Genomic DNA, 24,474 nt, shown 5'->3' with positions numbered 1-24,474 from the left:
TGACTCGGAACCCGGTGAACCGCCGCCGGTGCGCGGTGACACCCGCTGATGGTGCCGCAGACGCTGGGCGCGGTGGCGTCGTTCCTCGCGCTGGTCGCACCCGGCATCGTGTTCGAGCTGCTGCGGGAACGCAGGCGTGCCGGCTTCAAGGAGTCGGCGTTCCGCGAAGCGTCCAGGGTCGCGCTCGGCAGCCTGGTGTTCACGTTGTCCGCCTGCGCACTGCTCGTCGCATCGGGCGCTTCGGTGCGCGCGCTGTTCGGCGTCGACGTCGTCGTGGGGTTGGACCGCCTGGTCGGCGGTGGCGCGGCGTACGTGCGGTCCCACCTGATGCTCGTGATCACGTCCGTGGTGGCCGAACTCGTGCTCGCTTGCGCCGCGGCCGCGGCGGCGGACCTGCTGCTGGCCCGCCGCCGGAGCGAGATCACGTCGGTGCAGCAGCAGACCGCGTGGCACCAGGTCTTCCGCCGCGACCGCCCGCCGGGCAGCGTGCCGTGGGTGCACGTGCACCTCGTGGACGGCACGTCGTTCTTCGGCTTCCTCCGCTCCCACACCGCGTCGGGCGTGCCGGAGGAGCGGGAGATAGTCCTGGAAGGCGTCTCGATGACCTACCTCGGCAAGCCGTTGGACGGCGACGAGGCCCACGTCGAGGACGTCATCGGTGAACGCTGGGCCCGAGTCGTGATCCCCGCGACCCAGATCAAGTACCTCCGCGTCCAGTACCGCGACCGCGAGTCCGGCGGGCTGGTCGACACCCGGCCTCGTGCACTCGCCCCGACGTCGACCTGACCGGCACCGCGTCGATCCCGACACCTGGCCGTGCGCCGGGAAAGGCCGAGGGCCGGGTGACTGGATCAGTCACCCGGCCCTCGGCCTGTGGAGGCTCAACAGGGCCTCACGGCCCCGCGTCGATCACACGTCGTAGTAGAGCGCGAACTCGTAGGGGTTCGGGCGCAGGCGCAGCGGGTCGATCTCCTGCTCCCGCTTGAACGAGATCCAGGTGTCGATGACGTCCGGCGTGAAGACGCCGCCCTCCAGCAGGAACTCGTGGTCCGCTTCGAGGTTGTCCAGCACCGCGTCCAGGGACGCCGGCACCTGCTTGACGTCGCGAGCCTCCTCGGGCGGCAGCTCGTAGAGGTCCTTGTCGATCGGGGCCGGCGGCTCGATCTTGTTCTTCACGCCGTCCAGGCCGGCCATCACCATGGCCGAGAACGCCAGGTACGGGTTGCCCGACGAGTCGGGGCAGCGGAACTCGATGCGCTTGGCCTTCGGGTTGTTGCCGGTGATCGGGATGCGCACGCACGCCGACCGGTTGCGCTGGGAGTAGACCAGCGACACCGGGGCCTCGTAGCCCGGCACCAGGCGGTGGTAGGAGTTCACCGTCGGGTTGGTGAACGCCAGCAGCGACGGCGCGTGGTGCAGGATGCCGCCGATGTAGTGGCGCGCCGTGTCCGACAGGCCCGCGTAGCCGGACTCGTCGTGGAACAGCGGCTGGCCGTCCTTCCACAGCGACTGGTGGGTGTGCATGCCCGAGCCGTTGTCGCCGAACAGCGGCTTCGGCATGAACGTCACGGTCTTGCCCGCCTGCCACGCGGTGTTCTTGATGATGTACTTGAACAGCATCAAGTCGTCCGCGGCGTGCAGCAGCGTGTTGAACTTGTAGTTGATCTCGGACTGCCCGGCGGTGCCGACCTCGTGGTGCGCGCGCTCCACGGAGAAGCCGTTGGCCTCCATGTTGAGCACCATCTTGTCGCGCAGGTCCGCGTAGTGGTCGGTGGGCGTGACCGGGAAGTAGCCGCCCTTGTACTTGACCTTGTAACCGCGGTTGCCGCCCTCTTCCTCACGGCCGGAGTTCCACCAGCCGGAGATCGAGTCGATCTCGTGGAAGGACGCGTTCGCGGTGGTGTCGAAGCGGATCGAGTCGAAGATGTAGAACTCCGCCTCGGCGCCGAAGTACGCGGTGTCCGCGATGCCCGACTCGGTGATGTACTGCTCGGCCTTGCGCGCGATGTTGCGCGGGTCGCGGCTGTAGGCCTCACGCGTGAACGGGTCGTGCACGAAGAAGTTGACGATCAGCGTCTTCTCGATCCGGAACGGGTCGAGGCGCGCGGTGTACAGGTCGGGCAGCAGCAGCATGTCCGACTCGTGGATCGACTGGAAGCCGCGGACCGACGAACCGTCGAACGCGAGGCCCTCGGCGATGGCGTCGGCGTCGAACGCGGCGGCGGGGAGCGTGAAGTGCTGCATCACGCCGGGCAGGTCGCTGAAGCGGACGTCGACGAACTTCACGCCCTCGTCCGAAATGAACTTCAGGACCTCGTCGGGATTCTTGAACACCCTCGTCGACTCCTCTGCTGCGGTGGGGGCGTGGTTGTACGCCGCTGCGTGGTGCGGCCTGCCATCGTGGCGAAACTAAGACCGTGGTGTTGCCCAGCCGTCACCCACGTGTTTCGCCAGTGTTAACGGGCGGCCCGGCTCGGGCAACCCGACCGCGCCTCCTCACCCGCTGAGCACGGCCTTACTCTGGTGGGGTGAGCAAGTGGACCGGTTCGTGGCTGTCAGGACCCCGCTCGGCGCTGGAACCCGGCGCCGACTCCGGTGACGGTACCGGGCAGCGGTGGCGTGGCGAACGACTCGGCCTGCCGCAGTCCGGCGTCGGCTCGGTCGCGTCGACCGGCCGCCGTGCGATCGCCATCCTGGTCGACTTCGCCCTCTCGGGTGGCGTGGCGGGGCTGTTCACCATGCCCGACCTGCCGCGGAACTGGAGCCTGCTGGCCTGGTTCGCCATCACCGTCATCGCGGTCGGCTTCTTCGGCTTCACCCCCGGTCACGCGCTGTTCGGGCTGCGGGTCGTGCGGATGGACGGCGCGCAGGCAGTCGGCCTGCCCCGGGCCGCGCTGCGGACGGTGCTGATCTTCCCCGTCATCCCCGCCCTGGTGTGGGACGCCGACGGCAGGGGCCTGCACGACAAGGCCGCGGGCACCATCGTCGTCAACGCCCGCTAGGTCACTACGCCCGAGGTCACAACGCCCGCCGGCTCCGGCCGGGCAACGCCGCAGGCCCGCTCCGAAGATCGTCGGAACGGGCCTGAGCTGCGGAAACGACCGTCAGCGGCGATGCGGCGACACTCAGCGGCGACGCATGGCGCGCTGCACGTTGCGCATCTTGGCGCCCTGGGGCATCGGGCCCTTCGGCAACGCCGCGCCACGGCTGGCCAGCGCGGCCAGTCGGTTGTCGATCGTGTCGACCTGCGCGGTCGAGATGTTGCGCGGCAGCTTCATCAGGTGGCTCTGGAGCCTGCGCAGCGGGACCTGGCCGTCCTCGGTGCCCACGACGACGTCGTAGATCGGCGTCTCGCCGATCACCCGCGCCACCCGCTTCTTCTCCTGCGCGAGCAGGTTCTTGACCCGGTGCGGCGCGCCCTCGGCGACGAGCACCACGCCCGGCCGGCCGAGCACCCGGTGCACCATGTCACCGCTGGTCGTCCCCGCGACGGCCTGGGTGACCCGCCACTTGCCGCGCAGGTTGTCCAGCGCCCACGCCGCGGCGCCCGGCTGGCCGTCGGCCTTCGCGTACACGGACTTCTGCACCCGGCGGCCGAACACGATGACCGCGAGCAGCGCGCCCACCGCGATGCCCATGGGCAGCAGCACCCACTGCATGTCCCAGATGAGGCCGATCAGGAACGCCGCGGCCGTCGCGCCGAGCACGCACGCCAGCATCAACGGCACGAGCGCCTTGTCCTCGCGGCGCTGCATCTTGAACGCCTCGAAGATCTGGCCGCGCTTCGCCTTCGATGCCGCGCGCCGGGCCTTCGCCGCTTCCTTGGAGACCGCCTTGGCGGCCGCCTTGTCCTGCTTACCAGCCATGCCCACCAGGATACGGCGCGCCGCGTCGCCCCATGACGGGAGTACTCGCTGCGCTCTGCGAGGATGCAGCGCATGGACCGGCTGCTGGAGGGACTGGACCCGGAACAGCGTGCCGCCGTGGACGCGCCTCGCGGTCCGGTCTGCGTGCTCGCGGGCGCGGGCACCGGCAAGACGCGCACCATCACCCACCGCATCGCCCACCTGGTCCAACGCGGGCACGTTTCCGCTGGTCAAGTCCTCGCCGTCACGTTCACCGCACGTGCCGCGGGCGAGATGCGGACCCGGTTGCGCGCGCTGGGCGTGCACGGGGCGCAGGCCCGCACGTTCCACGCCGCCGCGCTGCGGCAGCTGCGCTACTTCTGGCCGCGCGTGGTCGGCGGCGAGCAGTGGCAGCTGATCGACCGCAACAAGCTGCGGCTGGTCGCCCAGGCCGCCAACCGGGCGGGGCTGTCCACCGAGTCGGACTCGCTGCGGGACCTCGCAGGCGAGATCGAGTGGGCCAAGGCGTCGCTGGTCGCGCCGGACGACTACCCGGCCGCGGCGGGACGCACGAGCCGCGACACGCCCGCGCCCGCCGACCAGGTCGCGCAGGTCTACCGGACCTACGAGGAGCTGAAGAACCAGGCGCAACTGCTCGACTTCGACGACCTCCTGCTGCACACGGCGGCGGCGCTGGAGGAGCACGGCGAGGTCGCCGAGGAGTTCCGCGACCGGTACCGGTGCTTCGTGGTGGACGAGTACCAGGACGTCACGCCGCTCCAGCAGCGCGTGCTCGACGCGTGGCTGGGCGAGCGCGACGACCTGACCGTGGTCGGTGACGCGAACCAGACCATCTACTCGTTCGCGGGCGCCTCGCCGCGTCCGCTGCTGGACTTCCCGCGCCGGTTCCCCGAGGCCGTCGTGGTGCGGCTGGAACGCGACTACCGGTCGACGCCGCAGGTCGTGCACCTGGCCAACGAGGTGATCAAGTGGGCGCGCGGCCGGCCCGCGGGCTCACGGCTGCGGCTGATCGGGCAGCGCCCAGAGGGACCGGAGCCGACGTTCACCGAGTTCGACGACGAGACGCTGGAGGCCGCGGCCGTCGCGCGGCGGGTGAAGGCGCTGCTGGACGACGACGGCGTGCCGGCCAGCGAGATCGCGATCCTCTACCGGGTCAACGCCCAGTCGGAGGTCTTCGAGCAGGCGTTGGCCGAGGTGGGCGTGCCCTACCAGGTGCGCGGCGGCGAGCGGTTCTTCCACCGCGCCGAGGTGCGGCAGGCGATGGTGGCGCTGCGGTCGGCCGCGGCGCACCAGCCGACCGGCGAGCTGCCGAAGGTGGTGCGCGAGGTGCTGGCCGGCATCGGCCTCACCGACGAGCCGCCCGCCGGCGGGACGGCGCGGGAGAAGTGGGAGTCGCTGCTCGCGCTGGTCGAACTGGCCGAGGAGCTGGTCACCACCGTGGACGCGGCGGACCTGCCGAAGTTCGTCGCCGAACTGGAACTGCGGGCCGAGGCGCAGCACCCGCCGACGGTCGAGGGCGTCACGCTCGCGTCCCTGCACGCGGCCAAGGGCCTGGAGTGGGACGCGGTGTTCCTGGTCGGGCTGGTCGAGGGCACGTTGCCGATCCAGCACGCCGACGGCGACGACGCGGCGATCGAGGAAGAGCGCCGGCTGCTGTACGTGGGCGTGACGCGCGCCCGTGAACACCTGTGGATGTCGTGGGCGCTGGCGCGGGCCGCGGGCGGGCGTCGTTACCGGCGGCGCAGCCGGTTCCTCTACGGGCTCGTGCCGGACGACCACCCGGCGTCGCGCACGGCCAAGCGCGAGCCGCTGCAGAAGCGGCCCAAGCCGCAGTGCCGGGTGTGCGGGTCGGCGTTGGTCGACGCGCGGGCGATCAAGCTCAGCCGGTGCGCCTCGTGCCCGTCGGACCTGGACGAGGAGCTGCTGGCGAAGCTGCGGGCGTGGCGGGCGGACCGGGCGCGCGAGCTCAAGGTGCCCGCGTACGTGGTGTTCACCGACGCGACGCTGGTCGCGATCGCCGAGCAGCGGCCCGAGGACGTCGCCGGACTGGTGTCCATCTCGGGCATCGGCGCGGCAAAGCTCGACCGCTTCGGCGACGACGTGCTGGCCCTCGTGCGCGGCGGCCGTTGAACTTCCCTCCCGCCGGTGTTGATCTTGCGTTGACCCGCGGTGTCGACCCCGCGACCCGCCGGCGGGCGGTGTCGTCCGTCCGAGTGGTCGTGCCCTGGCGCTCTGTGCAGGGCAAACGCAGAATCTTCACTCAATCGACAGGTATTTGGAAAAACCGGTTGCACGTGTCGTGCGCGGAGTCATAACCTGCTGAGGCCGGGCGCGAAGCGCCCGCTGGGGATTCAAGAGCAAGCAGTCGAGTCGAGCCGCCCGAGGAGGTGACCGATCGTGAACACTCCCACGTGCTTCGAGACGCCCGGTTACCTGATGACCGGGGTGGTCTTGGCTGCGAGCGCTGCTCATGTCGCGGGGGAGAAGTCTGCCCGCGATCGCCGCACCCTCAAGTGGGGTGCCGAGCGAGTTCAGCTGATCCAGGTGCCGACGCCGCACGCGTCGACCGTTGTCCCGACTCAGAACGTTGCGCCGTCCGCGCACGAGCGAAGTACCTGACGCACTAGTCAGGCCACCCAGCTCACGAAGGCCGCGGACCCGTAACCGGATCCGCGGCCTTCGTGCTGTTCAAACCCGTTTTCGACCCGCACCACCGTTCCATCGGCACCACGTTTCGCACGACCAACCCCATGCAACACCCTTGACAGGAGTCCACCTGATGTTGACCGCGACCGTCCCCATAAACGGGACGTTGTCCACCGAGCCGGAGCTCTCCGGGGCGGGTGTCGCCACCTTGATCGACACCGCGCCCGACGCCGGCTTGGAACTTCCTTGCCGTACCAACAACCCCGACCTGTGGTTCGCCGACGCGCCGGCGGAGCTGGAGGAGGCGAAGAGGTTCTGCGCCACCTGCCCCGTCATCGCGGAGTGCTTGGCCGGTGCGCTTGCTCGCCACGAGCCCTGGGGGGTCTGGGGCGGCGAGATCTTCGAGCGCGGTGCCGTGATCGCGCGGAAGCGTCCCCGTGGACGTCCGCGCAAGGACGCAGCACCCGTTGTTCCCGCGGCGCCCGCCGCGACCGTTGTCCGGGGGGCTAACGACCAGGAGGCCGCCGCGTGACCACGTACCGATCCACCACAGACGAAGCGATGCTCATCGAAGTCAACCCCAAGGGGAACCCCATGCTGCTCGAAGAAAATCTTGCCCGATCACGAATGCATGACGCGGAGATATTCGCGCGACAGCATCGGCTGGCCCACCGGCTCGTCGTCGCCCGCAGGTGGCGTCGGCTGGCCGGTTGGGCCCAGCGCCGGGCGGTCCTGAAGGCCCGCGCGCTCTGATGCAGGCAACGGCCCGCCCTCCCCGTCCCGTGACGGGGAGGGCGGGCCGCGCCGTATCCGTCCCGGCGTGGTGCGCCCTCGCCGTATCCGTCCCCGGCGCAGCCCGCCTGCGCCGTCTCCCGCGTCGTCCCCCGCTGGGCGAGGTCGGGTGGTATTTCGATGGGAGGGTTCGGCGCGCCCTGGGTACCGTCGACGTGTGGCCGCTCACTCTCACAACCATGCCCATACCCATGACGGGATCGACTGGTCGTCCCGGCTGAACTTCCTGCGGCAGGCCGACGAGCTGGACGCGGAGTCGCGGCGGGTGGTCGCCCGCAGACTCGTCCGCGCGCTGCCCGATCAGCCGACCGTGCTCGACATCGGGTGCGGTGCGGGTGGGATGAGCGTGGCGCTGGTCGAGGCCCTGTCCGCGCGCGGTGGCGGCACCGTCGTGCTGGTCGACGCCGTGCCCGAGTTGCTGGACGCCGCCACGAACGCCGCCCGCTCGGCCGCCGCCTATGAGACGGACACGACCACGGCGACCGTGCGCGTCCGGCCGGTGCTCGCCGACCTCGCGACCGAACGGCCGGTGGAGATCGCCGGGCCCGCCCAGCTGGTGTGGGCGTCCAACGTCGTGCATCACCTCCCTGATCAGCGTGCGGCCGTGTTGCGGTTGATCGAGGCCGTCGCACCCGGCGGGTGGTTGGCGCTCGCCGAGGGCGGGTTGAGCGGCAAGTTCCTCCCGTACGACCTGGGCGTCGGCGAGCCAGGTTTGCAGGAACGGCTGTCCGCGGCGCGTGCCCAGTGGTTCGTGCGGATGCGCGAGAACACCACGGGCTCCGTTCGCATGCCCGGCGGGTGGAACCTCGTGCTCGCCGAGGGCGGTCTGGTGGACGTGACCGCGTTCAGCTACCTGATCGACCACCCGGCGCCGCCCAAGCAGGCGGTGCGCGACTGGGCCGTGGACCAGCTGAAGTGGTACGACGAGGTCGTCGGCGACCTGCTGCACCCGGCCGACCGCCGCACGGTCAGGCAGCTGCTGGACTCACAGGATCCCTCCTTCCTCGGGTTGCGCGACGACGTGTTCCTGCTGACCGCCAACACGGTGTACCTGGGCCACAAGCCGTGACCGACGCGTGTGCTCGCTGTGGACGGACACGATCGTCCGTCACCGACCCCGCCGAGCTCCTGGCTTGGGTGAGGGAGCGCGAACGTGGCGTCGACCAGTGGTTGTGCCACGTCTGCGCGCGGGCGCACGTCAGGGACATCGAGGGCAAACTGCCCTCTGATTACTGGTCCGGCTAAGCCCACACCGCCGCTGGATTCGTCGTGGGCCGGCCGCGAGCGGGCTGAGCGTGAGTGGGCTGAGCGTGAGTGGGATGAGATCGAGGCTGGCCTCCTGTCGTGCGGGCTCGTGGTGGTGAGGGCTAGTAGAGGTGGGCGGGGCCGGTCGGTGGAATTCGGTGGCGTCGGCCGCGACCGTCGGTGAGCGGCAGGTGAGTTACCGCTGGCAGCGATGAGTGAGTCGGCGGTGGGTGGGTGCGGTGAGTCGGCAATGCGTGCGGCCGTCGGTGGTGGGTGAGTCAGGAGTGCTGCGGCCCCTGGGCGGGTAGAGGTGGGTGCGGCCGTGGGTGAGTGGGCCGTGGGTGAGTCGGCGGTGCTGTGGCCCGTGGGTGGGCAGCGGTGGGTGAGGGCCGTGGGTGGTGGCCGGTGAGTTGGTGGTGGGTGAGTCAGTGGTGGTGGCCTGTGGGTGGGAGGTGGTGGCGGTGCGGGGCCTGAGTGGTGGGTCGGGTCAGTGGAGGAGGGCGGTGAGGAGTTTTAGGGCCGTTCGGGGGGTGGCGGTGCCGCGTTTGGCGCCCGCGTTCAGTTCCGCGGTGAGGCCGGCGAGCGTGCACAGGCCCGAGCGGACGGCTGTGGCCAGTAGGTGGTGTTGAAGCAGGGCGTCCGGCTCGTGGCGGGCGGCGTCGAGGGTGGCTCTGGTCGGTTCCGCCAGTGGTAGGCCGGCTTGCACCACGACGTCGGGTGGTCGCGTGGTGCGTTCCAGGAACACGTGGTCGACGCAGGAGCGGCGGGTGGTGGCTGGTTGTAGCAGGTGCACCCGACGTGGGGGTGGCAGGGCGGGGAGGCCGTGGGCGTGCAGGGCGTCGACGCCGGTGACGATCGCGCGCGGGCCCGCGTAGGCCAGGGCCGCCCGCAGGCGTTGGTCGCGGGTCGGCGGTCCGGGACTGAGCAGCAGCACGCCCGGCAGGATGCGCTGCCACGGCCCGCCGGGGCGGCACTTGAGGTCGATGACGTAGCCGGGGACGCCGGCCGCCCTCAGGTCCGCTGTCTTGATCACTTGGTCCATGGGGTCGATCTTCCGGGGGTTCCGGGGACCGGTCCACGGGATGTTCGTGATCTGTGGATAAGTGGACTGCCTGTGGACAACTCAGTCGTCGAAGCCTGGCTGCCACCGTGCCACGATGGCCCTGGCCTGCACGTTCGCATCCAGCTGGCAGAGGATGCCCGTCGCGCCGAGCGTCACCCTGTGGATAAGCAGGTACTGCGGCGGCAGGTTCAACGACCTTCCCGTTTGCGAATCAGGGCTGCGGAGGTCGCCCACGCGCTCCGCCTGCTGCTGCAACCACCGGCGGGTGAAGTGGAACGTCTCCGTCCGCAACGGCTCCACGAACGGTCCCAGGTAGTTCAGCACGTCCTCGGCGTGCAGCTCGGTCCCCGGCCGGATGAACCGCTCCGACCGCAGCAGCTCCACCAGGTCCGCCGACCGGCCGTCCAGCGCCAGCCTGGTCATCAGGCCGAGAGTCTTGGGCAACCCGTCGGGCAGCCGGGCGACCGCGCCGAAGTCCAGCACGCGCAACCGGCCGTCCGCGCCGAGCATGAAGTTGCCGGGGTGCGGGTCGGCGTGCAGCAACCCCGACCGGCTGGGCGCGGAGAAGTGGAACTCCGACAGCAGCTGCCCGGCCTGGTCGCGCTCGTCGCGCCCACCCTCCCGGATGATCTTCGACAGCGGCGTGCCGTCGGTCCACTCGGTGACCATCACCTTCGGCGCGCTGGCCACCACCCGCGGCACCAGCACCCGCTCGTCGCCGTCGAACGCCTTGGCGAAGACCCGCTGGTTGGCCGCCTCGGTCCGGTAGTCCAACTCCTCCAGGTACCGGTCCCGCAGCTCCTCCAGCAGCGGCTTGACCTCCGTGCCCGGCATGATCGCCTGCAACACGCGGCTGAACCGCAACAGCTGCCTCAGGTCGCTCTGCAACGCCTCGTCCGCGCCGGGGTACTGCACCTTCACCGCCACGTCGCGGCCGTCGTGCCACACCGCCCGGTGCACCTGCCCGATGCTCGCCGACGCGGCGGGTGAGTCGTCGAACGACGTGAACCGCTTCGCCCACCCCGCGCCGAGCTGCTCGGCCAGCACGCGGTGCACGGTGCGCGCGGGCATCGGCGGCGCGGCCGTCTGCAACTTGGTCAGGGCCTCGCGGTACGGCTCGGCCAGCTCGTCCGGCACCGCCGCCTCGAACACGCTCAGGGCCTGGCCGAACTTCATCGCGCCGCCCTTGAGCTGCCCGAGCACCGCGAACACCTGCTCCGCGGTCTTCGCCGACACCTCGGCGCTGACCTCCTCGGAGCTGCGGCCTGCCAAGCGCTTGCCCCAGCCGCCCACCACCCGGCCCGCCACCCCGAGCGGGAGGCTGGCCAGCTTGGCGGTGCGCTGCACGGCCTTGCGCGGGATCTCGCTCACCCGGTGATTCTCCTCCCGCCCGTCACGTGGTCGCAGTGGTCGCCGCCCCTGCCACCCCCCTCCCACAAAACCTACACAGCCCCACCTGAGGGTGGATCAGGTCGCGGTGCGGCACTCGCAACGCGGGTGCACCGGCGCGATCCGGTGCTCGACCAACCCGGCGAACGCGTCGACCTCCAGCGTCGCGTCCCAGGTAGGAGGCCTGGTACCGGTCGGCTCGGCGTGGTCGAGGGCCAGCAGCGCCTGCCCGACCGCCACGCCCGCCGTCGCCGTCACGGTCGCCAGGTCGGCGTGCTGGGCCCGGTCGACCAGCTGCGCGGCGATCATCGGCCACGCCGGGTCCGCGTCGGCCTCGTGCCGGTCGGCGCACCTCAGGCAACTGCTGCGACCGGGCACGACCAGCGGCCCCACCACGCCCAGACCCTCCCGGACCCGCACGGCCAGGTGCGGTGTGCCGTCGGAGACCAGCTGGTGCAGCAGTTCCGGCGCGGGCACCAGCACGTCGGCCAGCACCACGAGGTCGGCACCACGCCCCACCGGCCGCACGGTCCCGCACGCCCGCCGCACGGCGTCCTGCGCCGCCTCGGCGCGCGGCCGGCCGACGTCCGATTCGACGTACCCCGATCCGGTGTCCTCAGGCCCCACGCGTCCTCGTGCGACCACTCGAACGTGTGCCACGCCGGAGGCGGCCAGAAGCGCCGCGACGGTCACCGCGAGTCGCCCCTCACCGTGCACGACCACGGAACGCGCGGCACGGGCGGTGGGCAGTCGGACGGCGCAACGGCGGGTGCGCAACGCCCACCCGGTCACCTCCGCGGCCAACCGGGGGTGCGGCACGGGCACGGACTCCTCGACCAGCCCGGCGCTCGCCAGGCCGTGCAGGACGCCCGCGAACTCGGCCGCCTGCGGACCGTGACCGGAGAGCTGTTCGCGCAGTTCGGCGAGGGTGTCCCGGCCGTCGAGGCCGAGCAGGACGGACGCCATGGGCTCGGGCACGTCCTCGACCAGCATGGCGTGCCGCGGATCGGTGCCGATCTGCACCACGTCGTGACGACGGCGCAGCAGCGGCAGGCCGGGCAGGACCCTGGGGCGCTTGGGAAGATCCACACCGGCAGCCTGCCCGCACCGGGCGGGACGGCAAAATGCCTGTCCACAGGCCCGCCGGTTATCCACAGAGGCCACCGAGGGCCTTGACGGGAGGCCGGGCGCCACGAGGGCCCGGCCACCCGTCCGCGATCAGACCTTCGCCTTGCCGAGGATGCGGGTCACCGTGGTTCCGCAGACGGGGCACTTGCCCTTGGCCATCCTGCGGTTGTTGCTCTCGTGCACCTCGCCCGTGAAGTCGCGCTTCTCACGGCACTTGACGCAGTAGCCGTTGTAGGTCTCGGCCACGGCTTCCTCCTCGCTTCGAGAGTGCGGAGCGATCTGCGCCACACTCGGGGGTTGCGCTGAACGCTACCTCCGGGAACGCGCCTCCGCTGCACGCCGCGTCGATCGTGTCCAGCCGCCTTTCGGTGGAACCTGCTGGTCCGTCCCTCCACACACCGCCGCTTGGCGGCCGCGGATTGTCGGTCCCTGGCCTTACCGTGAACGCCATGCCCGAACCGCAGGTGGAGGTGCGGCGCAGCGCCCGGCGCCGTCGCATGGTGAGCGCGTACCGCGAGGGGGACACGGTCGTGGTCCTGCTGCCGGCTCGCATGAGCAAGAGCGAGGAGAAGCACTGGGTGGCGGAGATGCTGAGCCGCCTCCAGCGCAGCGAGACCCGGCGGCGCTCACCCACGCGCACATCCGACTCCGCGCTGCTGGCGCGGTGCGAGGAGCTGGCGGACCGGTACCTGGACGGCGTGCAGCCCAGCAGCGTGCGGTGGGTGCCGCCGATGCGCACGAGGTGGGCGTCGTGCACGCCGAGCGAGGGCACGATCCGGATCAGCGAACGGCTGCGCGACGTGCCCGCGTGGGTGCTCGACTACGTGCTGGTGCACGAGCTGGCGCACCTGGAGGTACCCGGGCACGGCAAGGACTTCTGGCTGCTCGTGCACAGGTACCCGAAGGCCGAGCGGGCCATCGGGTACCTGGAAGGCCTCTCGGCGGCCGCGGGTCTGGGCATCACCGAGGAGGACTGAGGGGGTCGCGCCAGGCGCTAGGAGTCGCCCTTGCCCGGGTCGTCGCTCTTGCCCGGGTCGCCGCCCTCGTCCTGCCCGTCCTCGTCGCGCAGGGTGCGCTCCAGCTCGGCCATCGGGTCTTCCAGCGCCTTGCGCGTCCGGCCGAACCGCTCGGCGAACTCCATCGGGTCGTCCAGGTCCTCCGCCGTGGGCACCAGGTCGGGGTGCTCCCAGACGCTGTCGCGCTGCTCGATGCCGTGCTGGTCGGTGAGCAGCTTCCACAGCGCCGCCGCCGAGCGGTGCCGCCGGGGCCGCAGCTCCAGGCCCACCAGCGTGGCGAACGTCTGCTCCGCCGGACCACCGGACGCGCGCCGCCTGCGCAAGGTCTCCCGCAACGCCTCGGCACCGGGCAACCGCTCGCCCACCGCCTCGTTCACCACCACGTCCACCCAGCCCTCGACCAGGGCCAGCAGCGTCTCCAGGCGGGTCAGCGCGGCCTTCTGCTCGGGCGTGGTCTGGGGTTCGAGCATCCCCGACTTCATCGCCTCTTCGATGCTCGCCGGGTTCGCCGGGTCGATCTGCCCGGCCAGCTGCTCCAACGCCGAGGTGTCCACGGTGATGCCGCGGGCGAACTCCTCCACCGTGTCCAGCAGCCGCTGCCGCAGCCACGGCACGTGGCTGAACAGCCGCTGGTGCGCCGCCTCACGGGCGGCCAGGAACACCAACACCTCGCTGGCGGGCCGCTCCAGGCCCTCGGTGAACTTCTCGATGTTCTCCGGCAGCAACGCGGCCGTGCCCTCCGGCCCCAGCGGCAGGCCGACGTCGGTCGACGTCAGCACCTCCGCGCCGAGCTGCGCCAACGCGCCACCGAGCTGCGAGCCGAACGCCATGCCGCCCATCTGCCCGAGCATCGACAGCAGCGGGCCGGCGGCCTCCTTGGCCTCGGCGGGCATCGCGTCGACCCACGCCCCGGACACGCGCTGCGCCACCGGGTCGCACAGCCGCTGCCACGTCGGCAACGTGCGCTCCACCCAGTCGCGCGCGGTCCAGCCCTGTGACGTGCGGGCGCCCGCGGGCAGCGCGGTCGCCGGGTCGAGCCACATCTCCGCCAAGTGCACGGCGTCGGCCACGGCGGTGTTCTGGTCCGGGCCGAACCCGGTGGTCGTGCCGCCCTTGCCGGTGAGCTGCTGGAGCGCGATCTGCTTCGCGAGGTCGTAGTTGACCGGCCCGGACGTCGTGCCCGCGTTGCTGAACATCGCACCGAGCTGGCTCAGCATCGCGCCGAGCTGGTTGAAGTCGAAGGGGTTGTCCCCTTGGTCTCCGGGTTTCCGGTTGCGGTCGTCGGGGTCCTGCGGGCCGAACCCGAAGGGCAGGTCACTCATGGGTCCACGGTACGCGGCACGCGAGCCCCTCGTGGGACCGGTTCGCCGGTAGCGTGACGCCGTGGTCGTACCCTGTCGGGCGTGACCGAAGGCACCGACACCGTCGTGGACCAGGCACCAACCCCACCGCACGCGCCGCGGCGCGGCCTGACCCGGCGGACGTGGACCCTCGTGGTCAGCCTCGTGGTCGTGCTGGCGCTGGGTCTGCTCGGCGGGTTCGCCCGCGTGCCCTACGTCGCCCTGGGTCCCGGGCCGACCTACGACACGCTCGGGCAGGTCAACGGGGGTGACGTGGTGTCGGTGGACGGGCAGGAGACGTTCCCGACCGGCGGCAAGCTCACCATGACCACCGTGTCGCTCACCGACGACGTGTCGCTGTTCGGCGCGCTCGGCCTGTGGATCAGCGGCCGGTACGCGCTCGCGCCCCGCGAGGAGTTCTTCCGGCCCGGCGAGTCCGAGCAGCAGGTCCGCGACCAGAACGTGAAGGCGTTCCAGGACTCGCAGTCCAGCGCCGAGGTCGCCGCGCTGCGCTACCTCGACTACCCGATGAAGGTCGTCGCCGCCGAGATCAACAAGGACACCGCGGCGGACACCGTGCTCCAGCCCAACGACCGGCTGCTGGAGGTCAACGGCAAGCAGATCGCCACCGCCGACGACGTGCGCTCGGCGTTGGAGAGCACGAAGCCGGACGACCGGATCACGCTGACCTTCCAGCGCGAGTCCGAGCGCAAGACCGCGACCGTCACCCTCGGCCGGACCGAGGGCCGCGAGACCGGCTTCCTCGGCGTGCTGCCGCTGGACCGCGCCGACGTGCCGTTCGACATCAAGATCAGCCTGACCGACGTCGGCGGCCCGTCCGCGGGCCTGCTGTTCGCGTTGTCGATCGTGGACAAGCTCACGCCCGGTGAGCTCAACGGCGGCCAGTCGGTCGCGGGCACCGGGGAGATCAACGACAAGGGCGAGGTCGGCCGCATCGGCGGCATCGGCTTCAAGATGGTCGCCGCCCGCGAGGGCGGCGCCGGCGTGTTCCTCGTGCCCGCGGGCAACTGCGAAGAGGCCAAGCAGCACGCCCCGGAGGGCCTGCGCCTGGTCAAGGTCGAGAAGCTGGACGACGCCGTCCAGTCCCTCGAATCGCTGAGCAAGGGCGGCGACGCGCCCACTTGCTAGCGTGTTGGATTGCCGCTGCTCCGCAGGCGGCGGGCTCGGTCGCCTGGAAGTCGGTCGTTCGCGCCTGATTTCCCGGCGATCGAAAAGCGTGATCGTCGGGAAATCAGGCGCGAACGATCGACGCGACCTCGCGGGTCAGGGCCGGAGGGTCTCCAGAAGTGCCCTGGTGAGGTTCGGGGCCAGTTCGGGGTGGGCCACGACCTCCTCGGGGACCTCGACGTTGCCCCGCAGGCGCAGCACGCACGCCGCCGAGCCGTCCCGCAGCACGGCCGCCACCAGCCTCGCCTCGCGGCGCTGCGGGTGTTCGGCGGCGAACCTGCGCGCCTGCTCGTCGTCCAGCTCCTGCTGCGTGAGCTCGGCCTCGGCGTCCGGCGGCAGCACCACGATCTCCTGCGCCAACGCGCACCCGTGCACGACGTCGGGCCAGACGATGCCGGCCAGCGCCCGGTCCAGCTCGTCGTCGGGCAGCGACTCCTGCGCGATCGGCGTCAACGGTGACGCCTCGGGGTCGAGCTGGCCCGCCAGCTCCGGCTGCTGCGCCAGCAGCTCGGCGGTCGGGACCAGCGCGAACAGCTGGGTCGGCTGGTTCCACCCGGCGGTGGACACGAACTCCTCGACCTCGCGTGCGACGGCGGGCAGCACCACGGGTGGCGTTTCACTGGCTGACACGTGCGCCATGGTCGCATCTGCCCCCGCGGAGCGGGCAATCAGATACAGAAGGCAAGACCGAACGGGGAACCCTCGGCGGCCTCCGTAGAGTTGGACAGAACGTACGAACGCCACTACCGCGATCCAGGAGCGTGCCCCGTGGCCACACGGCCCCCGGTCGGACTGCCCAGGCTGTCCCGTCGCAGCCGGATTCTGCTCATCGTCGGTGCGGTGGTCCTGGTCGGTCTGATCACCGGCTCAAGGCTGCTCGGCACCTACGTCAACTGGCTCTGGTTCGGTGAGGTCGGCTTCCGCAGCGTCTACGGCACGGTGCTCACGACCCGGTTCGGGTTGTTCTTCGCCGTGGGTCTGCTGGTGGGCGGTCTCGTCGCGATCAACCTGATCCTCGCCTACCGCTCCCGGCCGGTCTTCGTGCCGGTGTCCGGGCCGGACGACCCGGTCGCGCGCTACCGGGCCGTCGTCAGCAGGCGGCTGAAGCTGTTCGCCATCGGCCTGCCGGTGCTCGTCGGGGTCATCGCGGGCACCTCGGCCCAGGGCGACTGGGAGATCGTCCAGCTGTTCTTCAACGCGACCTCGTTCGGCGTGACCGACCCCGAGTTCGGCCACGACATCGGCTTCTACGCCTTCGAGCTGCCGTTCTACACCTGGGTCCTGTCGTGGCTGTTCATCGGCACGGCGGTCGCGTTCGTCGCCGCGGTCGTGGCGCACTACCTGTACGGCGGCATCCGGCTCGCGGGTCGCGGCGGTCAGCTCTCCGGGCCCGCGCGCACCCACCTGGCGATCGTCGCGGGCGTGTTCATCCTGCTCAAGGCGGTCGCGTACTTCTTCGACCGGTACATGCTGCTGTTCTCCGACCACACCAAGTTCGACGGCGCCAGCTACACCGACCTCAACGCGGTGCTGCCCGCCAAGCTGATCCTGCTGTTCATCGCGGTCTTCTGCGCGATCGCGTTCTTCGCGGGCGCGGTGTTGCGCAACCTCCAGCTGCCGGCGATCGCGACCGTGCTGCTGGTGCTGTCCTCCATCCTGGTCGGCGCCGCCTGGCCCGCCGTGCTGGAGCAGTTCTCGGTGCGCCCGAACGCCATCGAGAAGGAAGCCGAACCCATCGGCCGCAACATCACCGCCACCCGGCAGGCCTACGGGTTGACCGACGACAAGGTGGAGAGCAAGCCGTACGCGGGCAAGCAGAACGTCTCGCTCGACGAGCTGAAGAACGACCAGGCCACGGTGGGCAACGTCCGGCTGCTCGACCCGGCCGTCATCTCCAAGACGTTCACCCAGTTCCAGCAGCTCCGGCCGTTCTACGCGTTCCCGGAGAAGCTCGACGTCGACCGGTACAAAAAGGACCAGGAACTCCAGGACTACATCGTCGCGGTCCGCGAGCTGAACACCGCGGGCATCCCGCAGGGCCAGCGCGACTGGATCAACCAGCACCTCATCTACACCCACGGCAACGGCATGGTGTTCGCCGAGGCCAGCAAGGTGAACTCGCCCGCGGACGAGGGCGGCAACGGCGGCTACCCGGTGTTCGAGGTGGCGCAGGTCGGCCAGGACGGCAAGGTCCAGCCCGGGCCGTTCGGGGTGGAGCAGCCGCGCACCTACTTCGGTGAGCTGGGCCTCCCGGGCGACTACGCCATCGTCGGCGGCCGGGGCGAGGGCGCGCCCGGCGAGTACGACACCGACGGCTCGTCCTACACCTACAGCGGCAAGGGCGGCGTCCGCATCGGCGGCCTGTTCAACAAGGTGGTCTTCGCCGCCGCCTACGGCGAGCGGAACATCCTGTTCAACTCGGCCATCGGCGACGACTCCCGGATCATCTTCAACCGCCACCCGCGCGAGCGCGTCGAGGCCGTGGCACCGTGGCTGACCGTCGACGGCGACCCGTACCCCGCCGTGGTGGACGGCCGCATCACGTGGATCGTGGACGGCTACACCACGCTCGAGGACTACCCGTACGCACGGCGGACGCCCCTGGGCGACGCCACCAACGACTCGCTGCCGGGTGTCGCGCAGCAGCCGAACCGGGAGATCAGCTACATCCGCAACTCCGTCAAGGCCACTGTGGACGCCTACGACGGCTCGGTGACGCTGTACGAGATGGACACGAAGGACCCGGTCCTGAAGGCGTGGATGGGTGTCTTCCCGGGCACGGTGAAGGCCAACAGCGAGATGTCGCAGTCGCTGAAGGAGCACCTGCGCTACCCCGAGGACCTGTTCAAGGTGCAGCGGGAGATGCTGTCGGAGTACCACGTGGACAACCCGCGTGACTTCTACTCCGGCGTCTCGTTCTGGGACGTGCCGTCCGACCCGACCATCGACAACGCCACCACCGTCGAGGCCCAGCAGCAGGGCGTGCAGCAGCAGCGCGACCGGCAGCCGCCGTTCTACGTGCTGGCCGGTGACCCGACCGGTGACTCCAGCAAGGTCAGCTTCCAGCTGACGAGCGCGCTGGTGCGGCTCAACCGGGAGTTCATGGCGTCGTACGTGACCGTGCGGTCCGACCCGGACAACTACGGCAAGATCAGCGTGCTGACCTTGGACAACGAGGCCAAGGGTCCGCAGCAGATCCAGACCACGTTCCTCACCAACGGCGAGGTCAGCGGTGAGCTGAACCTGCTCACGCAGCGGCAGACGAAGGTCGTCTACGGCAACCTGCTCACCCTTCCGGTGGGTGGCGGCCTGCTCTACGTGGAGCCCATCTACATCGAACGGGCCAGCCAGAACACCCAGTTCCCGCAGCTGTTCAAGGTGCTGGTGAGCTTCGGCGACAAGGTGGGCTACGCGCCGACCTTGAGCGAGGCGATGGAGAAGGTGCTGTCCGGCTCCTCCGCCCAGGTGCCGACGGACAACAACGGCCAGCCGTCCACCTCCACACCGTCCACGACGCCCACGACACCGGGCAACGGGCAGCAGGGCGGCACGGAGCTGCAGCAGGCCGTGCGGGACATCCAGTCGGCGCTGTCCCGCATCCGGTCGGCCCAGTCCAGCGGTGACTTCGCCGAGCTCGGCAACGCCTACAAGGCGCTGGACGAGGCGACGAAGAGGTTCGACACGGCCAGCGCCGCGTCGACGCAGTCGCCGTCGTCGGTCCAGCCGTCGCCGACACCGACGAGCTGACCTGCACTGATCGGTGAATCGGGTGGCCTGGGACACGTTCCGGGCCACCCGATTTGCGTTCTCGTTAACCCCAGGCGTACAGTTCTAAATGCAGCGCGGGGTGGAGCAGCTCGGTAGCTCGCTGGGCTCATAACCCAGAGGTCGCAGGTTCAAATCCTGTCCCCGCTACAAAGTGGGAAAGCCCTGTTCGCGGAAATCGCGAACAGGGCTTTTTCGCATTTACATCGGGGGTCCGACCCCCGAACCCCGGGCAGGAGGGCTTCGCCCCCTGCACCCCCGACCGGGGGCGTTGCCCCTGGACCCCGTACTGGTTGCGCAGGCGTGGACCTGGGAAAATGTGGTTAGGGGACCCCGGTGAAAAGTGGTTCCCGGAGCGTGTATAGTTGTCCTTACAGCGCGGGGTGGAGCAGCTCGGTAGCTCGCTGGGCTCATAACCCAGAGGTCGCAGGTTCAAATCCTGTCCCCGCTACCACGTGAAAGGCCCCCGGAGTTCCGACTCCGGGGGCCTTTCGCCTTCCCGCGGCACTCAGGTCATGTTCTCGGCCCAGTACTGGGCGCAGGTGAGCGAGCAGACCCGGCCTTCGCCGCTGACCGTGCGGTGCCTGCGGATCTGCTTGCCGCACACCATGCACTCGTCCTTGCCCGCCTGCTCCGGGATCGTGCCGGACGCCCAGGCGCGGGCGTTGCGGACTACCTTCGTCCCCGTCGTCCATTTGATGCCCACAGTTGACCTCCCAGTCGAGCGAACACAGTCGAGCGAACACAGTCGAACGAGCACATTCGAACGAACACCCGCCGTAATGGTCCCACCACCCGACGTATTTGCCACGTCGAGAGCCGGACATCACCGGGTTGTGCTATCCGCCGGGAGGCCCCCGGGGGGCGGGTGGCAGCGGCGCGTGACCCGGCGCTGCCGTTCGAGTGACGCAGAAGTGCGGTTTCCCTTGCGCCTCAATGGATTTCCACTCCGCGTGGACAGGCGCGGTCAAGCGGCCGAACGCGTGGCGTTGATCAGCGGGCGGTTACGCAGAGGTGCTTTGCGTTGCTCCGCTTGGCCCAACTCCACTAGCCCGTGATCAGCCACAGTGGACAGAACGGCTGACCATTGTGGACAGCGGCCGGTGAGCGTGGCACCGTTGGTGGGGTGTCGGACCTGAATGCTACGGCGGCAGCCCTGCTCGGGCTGCTGCACGACGGACCCAAGACCGGTGGCCAGCTCGTGGCTGAGGCCGGAGAGCGCTTCGGTGCGTTCTTCAGCGTCACCCGCAGCCAGGTCTACCGCGAGCTGCCCGCGTTGGCGGACGCAGGCCTGCTGCGCCTCGGCAAGCAGGGCCCGCGCTCCAGTCAGCAGTACGTGCTGACCGCCGCGGGCAAGAAGGCGTTCAAGAACTGGCTGCTCTCCGAGCCGGGACCGGACCACCTCCGCAGCCCGCTCATCCTGCGGCTGGTGCACGCGGGCTCGCTGACCGCCAAGCAGCGGCAGGGGCTCGTGGACGCCGCTCGCGCCAGCTACGGCGCCGAGCAGGAGGCCGCCAAGACGGCGGTCAAGACCGCCGAGGACGCCTACGCCAAGGCGGTCGCCGAGTTCGGCCTGGCCCACGCCAAGGCCGTGCTCAAGCTGCTCGACGCCATCCCCACGGCCTGAGGCGCGCCCACCGGTCGCACTCGGCGGCCGGTGCCGGCGTAATCTTGGGACGTGAATCCCGACGTCGAAGCAGACATCAAGGACCTCTCCGCCACGCTTTCGAGCATCGAGGCGGTGATGGACCTCGATGCGCTGCGCGCCCAGGTCGACGAGCTGGAGCAGGCGGCGGCCCGGCCGGACCTCTGGGACGACCAGGAGCAGGCGCAGAAGGTCACCAGCCAGCTGTCCCACAAGCAGGGTGAGCTGCGGCGCATCACGAACCTGCGCGACCGCCTGGACGACCTGTCGATCATGTACGAGCTGGCCGAGGACGAGGGCGACGCGGGCAGCCTGGCCGAGGCCGACACCGAGCGCGCGAAGCTGCGCGAGGAGATCTCCTCCCTGGAGGTCCGCACGCTGCTGTCCGGCGAGTACGACGGGCGCAACGCGCTGGTCACCATCCGCGCCGAGGCGGGCGGCATCGACGCGGCCGACTTCGCCGAGATGCTGCTGCGGATGTACTCGCGCTGGGCCGAGCGGCACGGCTACGGCGTCGACGTGTTCGACACCTCCTACGCCGAGGAGGCGGGCATCAAGTCCGCCACGTTCCGCGTCACGGCCCCGTACGCCTACGGCACGCTCAGCGTCGAGCAGGGCACGCACCGCCTCGTGCGCATCTCGCCGTTCGACAACCAGGGCCGCCGGCAGACGTCGTTCGCGGGCGTCGAGGTGGTGCCCGTGGTCGAGCAGACCGACCACGTCGACATCGACGAGAAGGACCTGCGGGTCGACGTCTACCGCTCGTCCGGCCCCGGTGGCCAGGGCGTCAACACGACCGACTCGGCGGTGCGCCTCACGCACATCCCGACCGGCATCGTCGTCTCCTGCCAGAACGAGCGCTCGCAGCTGCAGAACAAGGCCACCGCGATGGCCGTGATGCAGGCGAAGCTGCTGGAGCGGCAGCGGCAGGAGGACCAGGCGAAGATGGACGCCCTCAAGGACACCGGCTCCAGCTGGGGCAACCAGATGCGCTCCTACGTGCTGCACCCCTACCAGATGGTCAAGGACCTGCGCACGGAGCACGAGGTCGGCAACCCGTCCGCGGTGCTCGACGGCGAGATCGACGACTTCCTGGAGGCGGGCATCCGCTGGCGCAAGCAGCACCAGTCCTGATCGGTCAAGTGGCCGACTGGCTGGGAGGAGCCGGGTGAGACGGAGGCTTTACCCAGGCCACGAGTACACTCGCGCCTCGTGATTCGCCTCGAACACGTGTCCAAGGTCTACAAGAGCTCCGCCCGTCCCGCTCTCGACAACGTTTCGGTCGAGATGGACAAGGGCGAGTTCGTGTTCCTCATCGGGCCTTCCGGTTCCGGGAAGTCCACGTTCCTGCGGCTCCTGCTGCGGGAGGAAGTGCCCAGCAAGGGCCGCGTGTACGTGTCGAACTTCGACGTGGCCAAGATGTCCCGGCGCAGGGTCCCCCGCCTGCGCCAGTCCATCGGCTGCGTGTTCCAGGACTTCCGCCTGCTGACCAACAAGACCGTGGCGGAGAACGTCGCGTTCGCGTTGGAGGTCATCGGCAAGCCGCGCAACACCATCGTCAAGGTGGTGCCCGAGGTGTTGCAGCTGGTCGGCCTCGACGGCAAGGCGGACCGGATGCCGCACGAGCTCTCCGGTGGTGAGCAGCAGCGGGTGGCGATCGCCCGCGCGTTCGTCAACCGGCCGCTGGTGCTGCTGGCCGACGAGCCGACCGGGAACCTGGACCCGGACACGAGCCAGGACATCATGTTGCTGCTGGAGCGGATCAACCGCACCGGCACGACGGTGCTGATGGCCACCCACGACCACTCCATCGTCGACTCCATGCGCCGTCGCGTGGTCGAGCTGGACAACGGCCGGATCATCCGCGACGACGCCCGGGGTGTTTACGGCGTGGGCCGCTGAGCCCGAAGCCGCCGGACCCCCTCATCCCCCGACCCTGAGGAACGTTCCCCCCGATGCGTACCAGCTTCGTGTTCAGCGAGGTCGTCACCGGCCTGCGCCGGAACGTCACGATGACCATCGCGATGATCCTCACGACCGCGATCTCGCTCTTCCTGCTCGGCCTCGGCCTGCTCGTCGTCCGCATGGTCGACAAGATGCAGGACAACTACCAGGGCAAACTGGAAGTCGCGGTCCTGCTGACCAACGACGTCAGCGCCAACGACAAGGACTGCGCGCAGCAGCCGTGCGCCGGCCTGCGCAGCCAGCTGGAGACCACGTCCGGGGTCAAGACGGTCGTCTACGAGAACCGCGAGAAGGGCTTCGAGCGGTTCAAGCGGATCTTCGAGTCGCAGCCGGAGCTGGTGAAGCTGGCCCGCCCGGAGGCGATCCCGGCCACGTTCCGGGTGAGCCTGGAGGATCCCGAACGCGCCGACGTGATCGTGCAGGCGTTCACCGGCAAGGCGGGCGTGAAGGCGGTGAACGACCAGGGCGAGTTCCTGGCCAGGTTGTTCGACGTCCTCAACGGCGCCAGGGACGGCGCGCTCGGCCTGGCGGCGTTCCAGGCGCTGGCGGCGTTGCTGCTGATCTCGAACACCATCCAGGTCTCCGCGTTCACCAGACGCACGGAGGTCGGCATCATGCGACTGGTGGGTGCGACCCGCTGGTACACCCAGTTGCCGTTCCTCATCGAGGCGGTGGTGGCGGGCATCATCGGCGCCATCGCGGGTGTGCTGTGCCTGGTCGCGTTCAAGGCCGTCGCGCTGGACCGGGTGTTCGGCGACCTGTTCAGCTCGGGCATCCTGCCGCAGGTCGGCATGCTGGACATCCTGGTCATCTCGCCGATCCTGCTGGGCGTGGCGATCGTGATCTCGGCGTTGACCGGCTACGTCACGCTGCGCCTCTACGTCCGCCTGTAGCGTTCCGGCCGCCCATAACCGCTGGCGCGCTCACGTAAGGTTTCGGTCATGGTCAAGGAACGCGGTCAGAAGGTGATCGCGTCGAACCGCAAGGCTCGGCACGACTACACCATCCTCGACACCTACGAAGCGGGTGTCGTGCTCGTCGGCACCGAGGTGAAGAGCCTGCGCATGGGCCGGGCGTCCCTTGTGGACGCCTTCGGCCAGGTGGACGACGGCGAGATCTGGCTGCACGCCCTGCACATCCCCGAGTACGTGGCGGGCACCTGGACCAACCACGAGGTGCGGCGCAAGCGCAAGCTGCTGCTGCACAAGAGCGAGATCGAGCGGCTGATCGGCAAGACCAAGGAGAGCGGTCTGTCGCTGATCCCGCTGTCGATGTACTTCAAGGACGGGTACGTCAAGATCGAGCTCGCCCTGGCGCGCGGCAAGAAGTCCTACGACAAGCGGCAGGACCTGGCCAAGCGGGACGCGCAGCGGGAGATCCAGAAGGCGCACGGCCGCGCGTTGAAGGGGCGGTACTGACCCTGTCG

The 24,474-nt window shown here is 70.0% G+C and carries 24 protein-coding genes and 2 tRNA genes; 17 read left to right on the top strand and 9 right to left on the bottom strand.

Annotated elements, in window-relative coordinates:
* Positions 1–48: 48 nt before the first annotated feature.
* On the top strand, positions 49–786 hold the full coding sequence (locus tag ACYVLT_RS37385; protein ID WP_461124880.1) for a DUF6338 family protein: 738 nt from the start codon (positions 49–51) through the stop codon (positions 784–786).
* A gap of 123 nt (positions 787–909) precedes the next feature.
* Here ACYVLT_RS37385 and glnA read toward each other — a convergent pair whose 3' ends face one another.
* The gene (glnA, locus tag ACYVLT_RS37380) at positions 910–2,334 is read right to left on the bottom strand and encodes a type I glutamate--ammonia ligase (protein WP_461124879.1); all 1,425 of its coding nucleotides are present in this window, start codon (positions 2,332–2,334) and stop codon (positions 910–912) included.
* 194 nt (positions 2,335–2,528) lie between these two features.
* On the opposite strand from glnA, the gene ACYVLT_RS37375 reads away from it, so the two are divergent.
* Entirely contained in the window at positions 2,529–3,002 is a 474-nt protein-coding gene (locus tag ACYVLT_RS37375) for an RDD family protein (RefSeq protein WP_461124878.1), read from the top strand.
* Positions 3,003–3,125: 123 nt separating this feature from the next.
* Here ACYVLT_RS37375 and ACYVLT_RS37370 read toward each other — a convergent pair whose 3' ends face one another.
* Positions 3,126–3,866, bottom strand: coding sequence for a DUF4191 domain-containing protein (locus tag ACYVLT_RS37370; protein ID WP_461124877.1), 741 nt, complete (start codon positions 3,864–3,866; stop codon positions 3,126–3,128).
* A gap of 63 nt (positions 3,867–3,929) precedes the next feature.
* On the opposite strand from ACYVLT_RS37370, the gene ACYVLT_RS37365 reads away from it, so the two are divergent.
* The 5 genes from ACYVLT_RS37365 to ACYVLT_RS37345 all read left to right on the top strand — a co-directional run bounded on the left by ACYVLT_RS37365 (position 3,930) and on the right by ACYVLT_RS37345 (position 8,373).
* A complete protein-coding gene (locus ACYVLT_RS37365) occupies positions 3,930–5,996 on the top strand; it encodes an ATP-dependent DNA helicase UvrD2 (protein ID WP_461124876.1) in 2,067 nt (688 codons plus the stop codon).
* Positions 5,997–6,263: 267 nt separating this feature from the next.
* Positions 6,264–6,485 (top strand): hypothetical protein, encoded by a 222-nt coding sequence (locus tag ACYVLT_RS37360; protein WP_461124875.1) that lies wholly within the window; start codon positions 6,264–6,266, stop codon positions 6,483–6,485.
* Between the two features lie 160 nt (positions 6,486–6,645).
* A complete protein-coding gene (locus tag ACYVLT_RS37355) occupies positions 6,646–7,044 on the top strand; it encodes a WhiB family transcriptional regulator (protein ID WP_360461659.1) in 399 nt (132 codons plus the stop codon).
* A complete protein-coding gene (locus ACYVLT_RS37350) occupies positions 7,041–7,265 on the top strand; it encodes a hypothetical protein (RefSeq protein ID WP_360461662.1) in 225 nt (74 codons plus the stop codon). Before ACYVLT_RS37355 ends, ACYVLT_RS37350 begins: the two co-directional genes overlap by 4 nt.
* A 196-nt stretch (positions 7,266–7,461) precedes the next feature.
* On the top strand, positions 7,462–8,373 hold the full coding sequence (locus ACYVLT_RS37345) for a class I SAM-dependent methyltransferase (RefSeq protein WP_461124874.1): 912 nt from the start codon (positions 7,462–7,464) through the stop codon (positions 8,371–8,373).
* 663 nt (positions 8,374–9,036) lie between these two features.
* On the opposite strand, the gene ACYVLT_RS37340 is transcribed toward ACYVLT_RS37345, so the two are convergent.
* The 4 genes from ACYVLT_RS37340 to ACYVLT_RS37325 form a co-directional block, all read right to left on the bottom strand.
* Entirely contained in the window at positions 9,037–9,591 is a 555-nt protein-coding gene (locus tag ACYVLT_RS37340; RefSeq protein ID WP_461124873.1) for a hypothetical protein, read from the bottom strand.
* An 81-nt stretch (positions 9,592–9,672) separates the two neighbouring features.
* A complete protein-coding gene (locus ACYVLT_RS37335; RefSeq protein ID WP_461124872.1) occupies positions 9,673–10,983 on the bottom strand; it encodes an ABC1 kinase family protein in 1,311 nt (436 codons plus the stop codon).
* A 96-nt stretch (positions 10,984–11,079) separates the two neighbouring features.
* Positions 11,080–12,090, bottom strand: coding sequence for a thiamine biosynthesis protein ThiF (locus ACYVLT_RS37330; protein WP_461124871.1), 1,011 nt, complete (start codon positions 12,088–12,090; stop codon positions 11,080–11,082).
* A 129-nt stretch (positions 12,091–12,219) separates the two neighbouring features.
* A complete protein-coding gene (locus ACYVLT_RS37325; RefSeq protein ID WP_015098458.1) occupies positions 12,220–12,375 on the bottom strand; it encodes a DUF5679 domain-containing protein in 156 nt (51 codons plus the stop codon).
* Between the two features lie 203 nt (positions 12,376–12,578).
* Between ACYVLT_RS37325 and ACYVLT_RS37320 the strand changes: the two genes are divergently transcribed.
* Positions 12,579–13,106 carry a M48 metallopeptidase family protein gene (locus tag ACYVLT_RS37320; protein WP_461124870.1) on the top strand — a complete coding sequence of 176 codons (528 nt, stop codon included), beginning with the start codon at positions 12,579–12,581 and terminating at the stop codon, positions 13,104–13,106.
* 17 nt (positions 13,107–13,123) lie between these two features.
* On the opposite strand, the gene ACYVLT_RS37315 is transcribed toward ACYVLT_RS37320, so the two are convergent.
* Complete coding sequence (locus tag ACYVLT_RS37315; RefSeq protein WP_461124869.1) at positions 13,124–14,467, bottom strand: zinc-dependent metalloprotease; 1,344 nt, start codon at positions 14,465–14,467, stop codon at positions 13,124–13,126.
* Positions 14,468–14,548: 81 nt separating this feature from the next.
* Between ACYVLT_RS37315 and ACYVLT_RS37310 the strand changes: the two genes are divergently transcribed.
* The gene (locus ACYVLT_RS37310) at positions 14,549–15,634 is read left to right on the top strand and encodes a YlbL family protein (protein ID WP_461124868.1); all 1,086 of its coding nucleotides are present in this window, start codon (positions 14,549–14,551) and stop codon (positions 15,632–15,634) included.
* Positions 15,635–15,769: 135 nt separating this feature from the next.
* Here the strand turns inward: ACYVLT_RS37310 and ACYVLT_RS37305 are convergent, their stop codons facing one another.
* Complete coding sequence (locus ACYVLT_RS37305; RefSeq protein WP_360461693.1) at positions 15,770–16,312, bottom strand: PPA1309 family protein; 543 nt, start codon at positions 16,310–16,312, stop codon at positions 15,770–15,772.
* A 129-nt stretch (positions 16,313–16,441) separates the two neighbouring features.
* On the opposite strand from ACYVLT_RS37305, the gene ACYVLT_RS37300 reads away from it, so the two are divergent.
* From ACYVLT_RS37300 to ACYVLT_RS37290, 3 genes are all read left to right on the top strand, one after another.
* On the top strand, positions 16,442–19,420 hold the full coding sequence (locus ACYVLT_RS37300; RefSeq protein ID WP_461124867.1) for a UPF0182 family protein: 2,979 nt from the start codon (positions 16,442–16,444) through the stop codon (positions 19,418–19,420).
* A gap of 94 nt (positions 19,421–19,514) precedes the next feature.
* A tRNA-Met gene (locus tag ACYVLT_RS37295) sits at positions 19,515–19,588 on the top strand.
* Positions 19,589–19,815: 227 nt separating this feature from the next.
* Positions 19,816–19,892, top strand: a tRNA-Met gene (locus ACYVLT_RS37290).
* Between the two features lie 54 nt (positions 19,893–19,946).
* On the opposite strand, the gene ACYVLT_RS37285 is transcribed toward ACYVLT_RS37290, so the two are convergent.
* Positions 19,947–20,144, bottom strand: coding sequence for a hypothetical protein (locus tag ACYVLT_RS37285; protein WP_053717392.1), 198 nt, complete (start codon positions 20,142–20,144; stop codon positions 19,947–19,949).
* Positions 20,145–20,564: 420 nt separating this feature from the next.
* Between ACYVLT_RS37285 and ACYVLT_RS37280 the strand changes: the two genes are divergently transcribed.
* The 5 genes from ACYVLT_RS37280 (at position 20,565) to smpB (ending at position 24,466) form a co-directional block, all read left to right on the top strand.
* On the top strand, positions 20,565–21,065 hold the full coding sequence (locus tag ACYVLT_RS37280; RefSeq protein ID WP_360461699.1) for a PadR family transcriptional regulator: 501 nt from the start codon (positions 20,565–20,567) through the stop codon (positions 21,063–21,065).
* Positions 21,066–21,116: 51 nt separating this feature from the next.
* Complete coding sequence (prfB, locus tag ACYVLT_RS37275; protein WP_360461702.1) at positions 21,117–22,217, top strand: peptide chain release factor 2; 1,101 nt, start codon at positions 21,117–21,119, stop codon at positions 22,215–22,217.
* Between the two features lie 78 nt (positions 22,218–22,295).
* Positions 22,296–22,985, top strand: a complete 690-nt coding sequence (gene ftsE, locus ACYVLT_RS37270) for a cell division ATP-binding protein FtsE (protein WP_230572826.1) — start codon at positions 22,296–22,298, stop codon at positions 22,983–22,985.
* Between the two features lie 53 nt (positions 22,986–23,038).
* Positions 23,039–23,941 (top strand): permease-like cell division protein FtsX, encoded by a 903-nt coding sequence (gene ftsX / locus ACYVLT_RS37265; protein WP_360461705.1) that lies wholly within the window; start codon positions 23,039–23,041, stop codon positions 23,939–23,941.
* Between the two features lie 48 nt (positions 23,942–23,989).
* Positions 23,990–24,466: an SsrA-binding protein SmpB gene (gene smpB, locus ACYVLT_RS37260; RefSeq protein ID WP_360461708.1), complete on the top strand. Its 477-nt coding sequence runs from the start codon at positions 23,990–23,992 to the stop codon at positions 24,464–24,466.
* Positions 24,467–24,474: the final 8 nt, after the last annotated feature.

It is taken from the genome of Saccharothrix stipae, assembly GCF_054781895.1.
The sequence above is the reverse complement of the archived record's forward strand: the minus strand, read 5'-3'. Positions and strand labels throughout refer to the sequence as shown.

What these genes read in the sequence shown, in the direction of transcription:
- ACYVLT_RS37385 (WP_461124880.1), top strand. Translation starts at nt 49, where the DNA reads ATGGTGCCGCAGACGCTGGGCGCGGTGGCGTCGTTCCTCGCGCTGGTC.
- ACYVLT_RS37370 (WP_461124877.1), bottom strand. Translation starts at nt 3,866, where the DNA reads ATGGCTGGTAAGCAGGACAAGGCGGCCGCCAAGGCGGTCTCCAAGGAA.
- ACYVLT_RS37365 (WP_461124876.1), top strand. Translation starts at nt 3,930, where the DNA reads ATGCAGCGCATGGACCGGCTGCTGGAGGGACTGGACCCGGAACAGCGT.
- ACYVLT_RS37355 (WP_360461659.1), top strand. Translation starts at nt 6,646, where the DNA reads ATGTTGACCGCGACCGTCCCCATAAACGGGACGTTGTCCACCGAGCCG.
- ACYVLT_RS37340 (WP_461124873.1), bottom strand. Translation starts at nt 9,591, where the DNA reads ATGGACCAAGTGATCAAGACAGCGGACCTGAGGGCGGCCGGCGTCCCC.
- ACYVLT_RS37320 (WP_461124870.1), top strand. Translation starts at nt 12,579, where the DNA reads ATGCCCGAACCGCAGGTGGAGGTGCGGCGCAGCGCCCGGCGCCGTCGC.
- ACYVLT_RS37315 (WP_461124869.1), bottom strand. Translation starts at nt 14,467, where the DNA reads ATGAGTGACCTGCCCTTCGGGTTCGGCCCGCAGGACCCCGACGACCGC.
- ACYVLT_RS37305 (WP_360461693.1), bottom strand. Translation starts at nt 16,312, where the DNA reads ATGGCGCACGTGTCAGCCAGTGAAACGCCACCCGTGGTGCTGCCCGCC.
- ftsX (WP_360461705.1), top strand. Translation starts at nt 23,039, where the DNA reads ATGCGTACCAGCTTCGTGTTCAGCGAGGTCGTCACCGGCCTGCGCCGG.
- smpB (WP_360461708.1), top strand. Translation starts at nt 23,990, where the DNA reads ATGGTCAAGGAACGCGGTCAGAAGGTGATCGCGTCGAACCGCAAGGCT.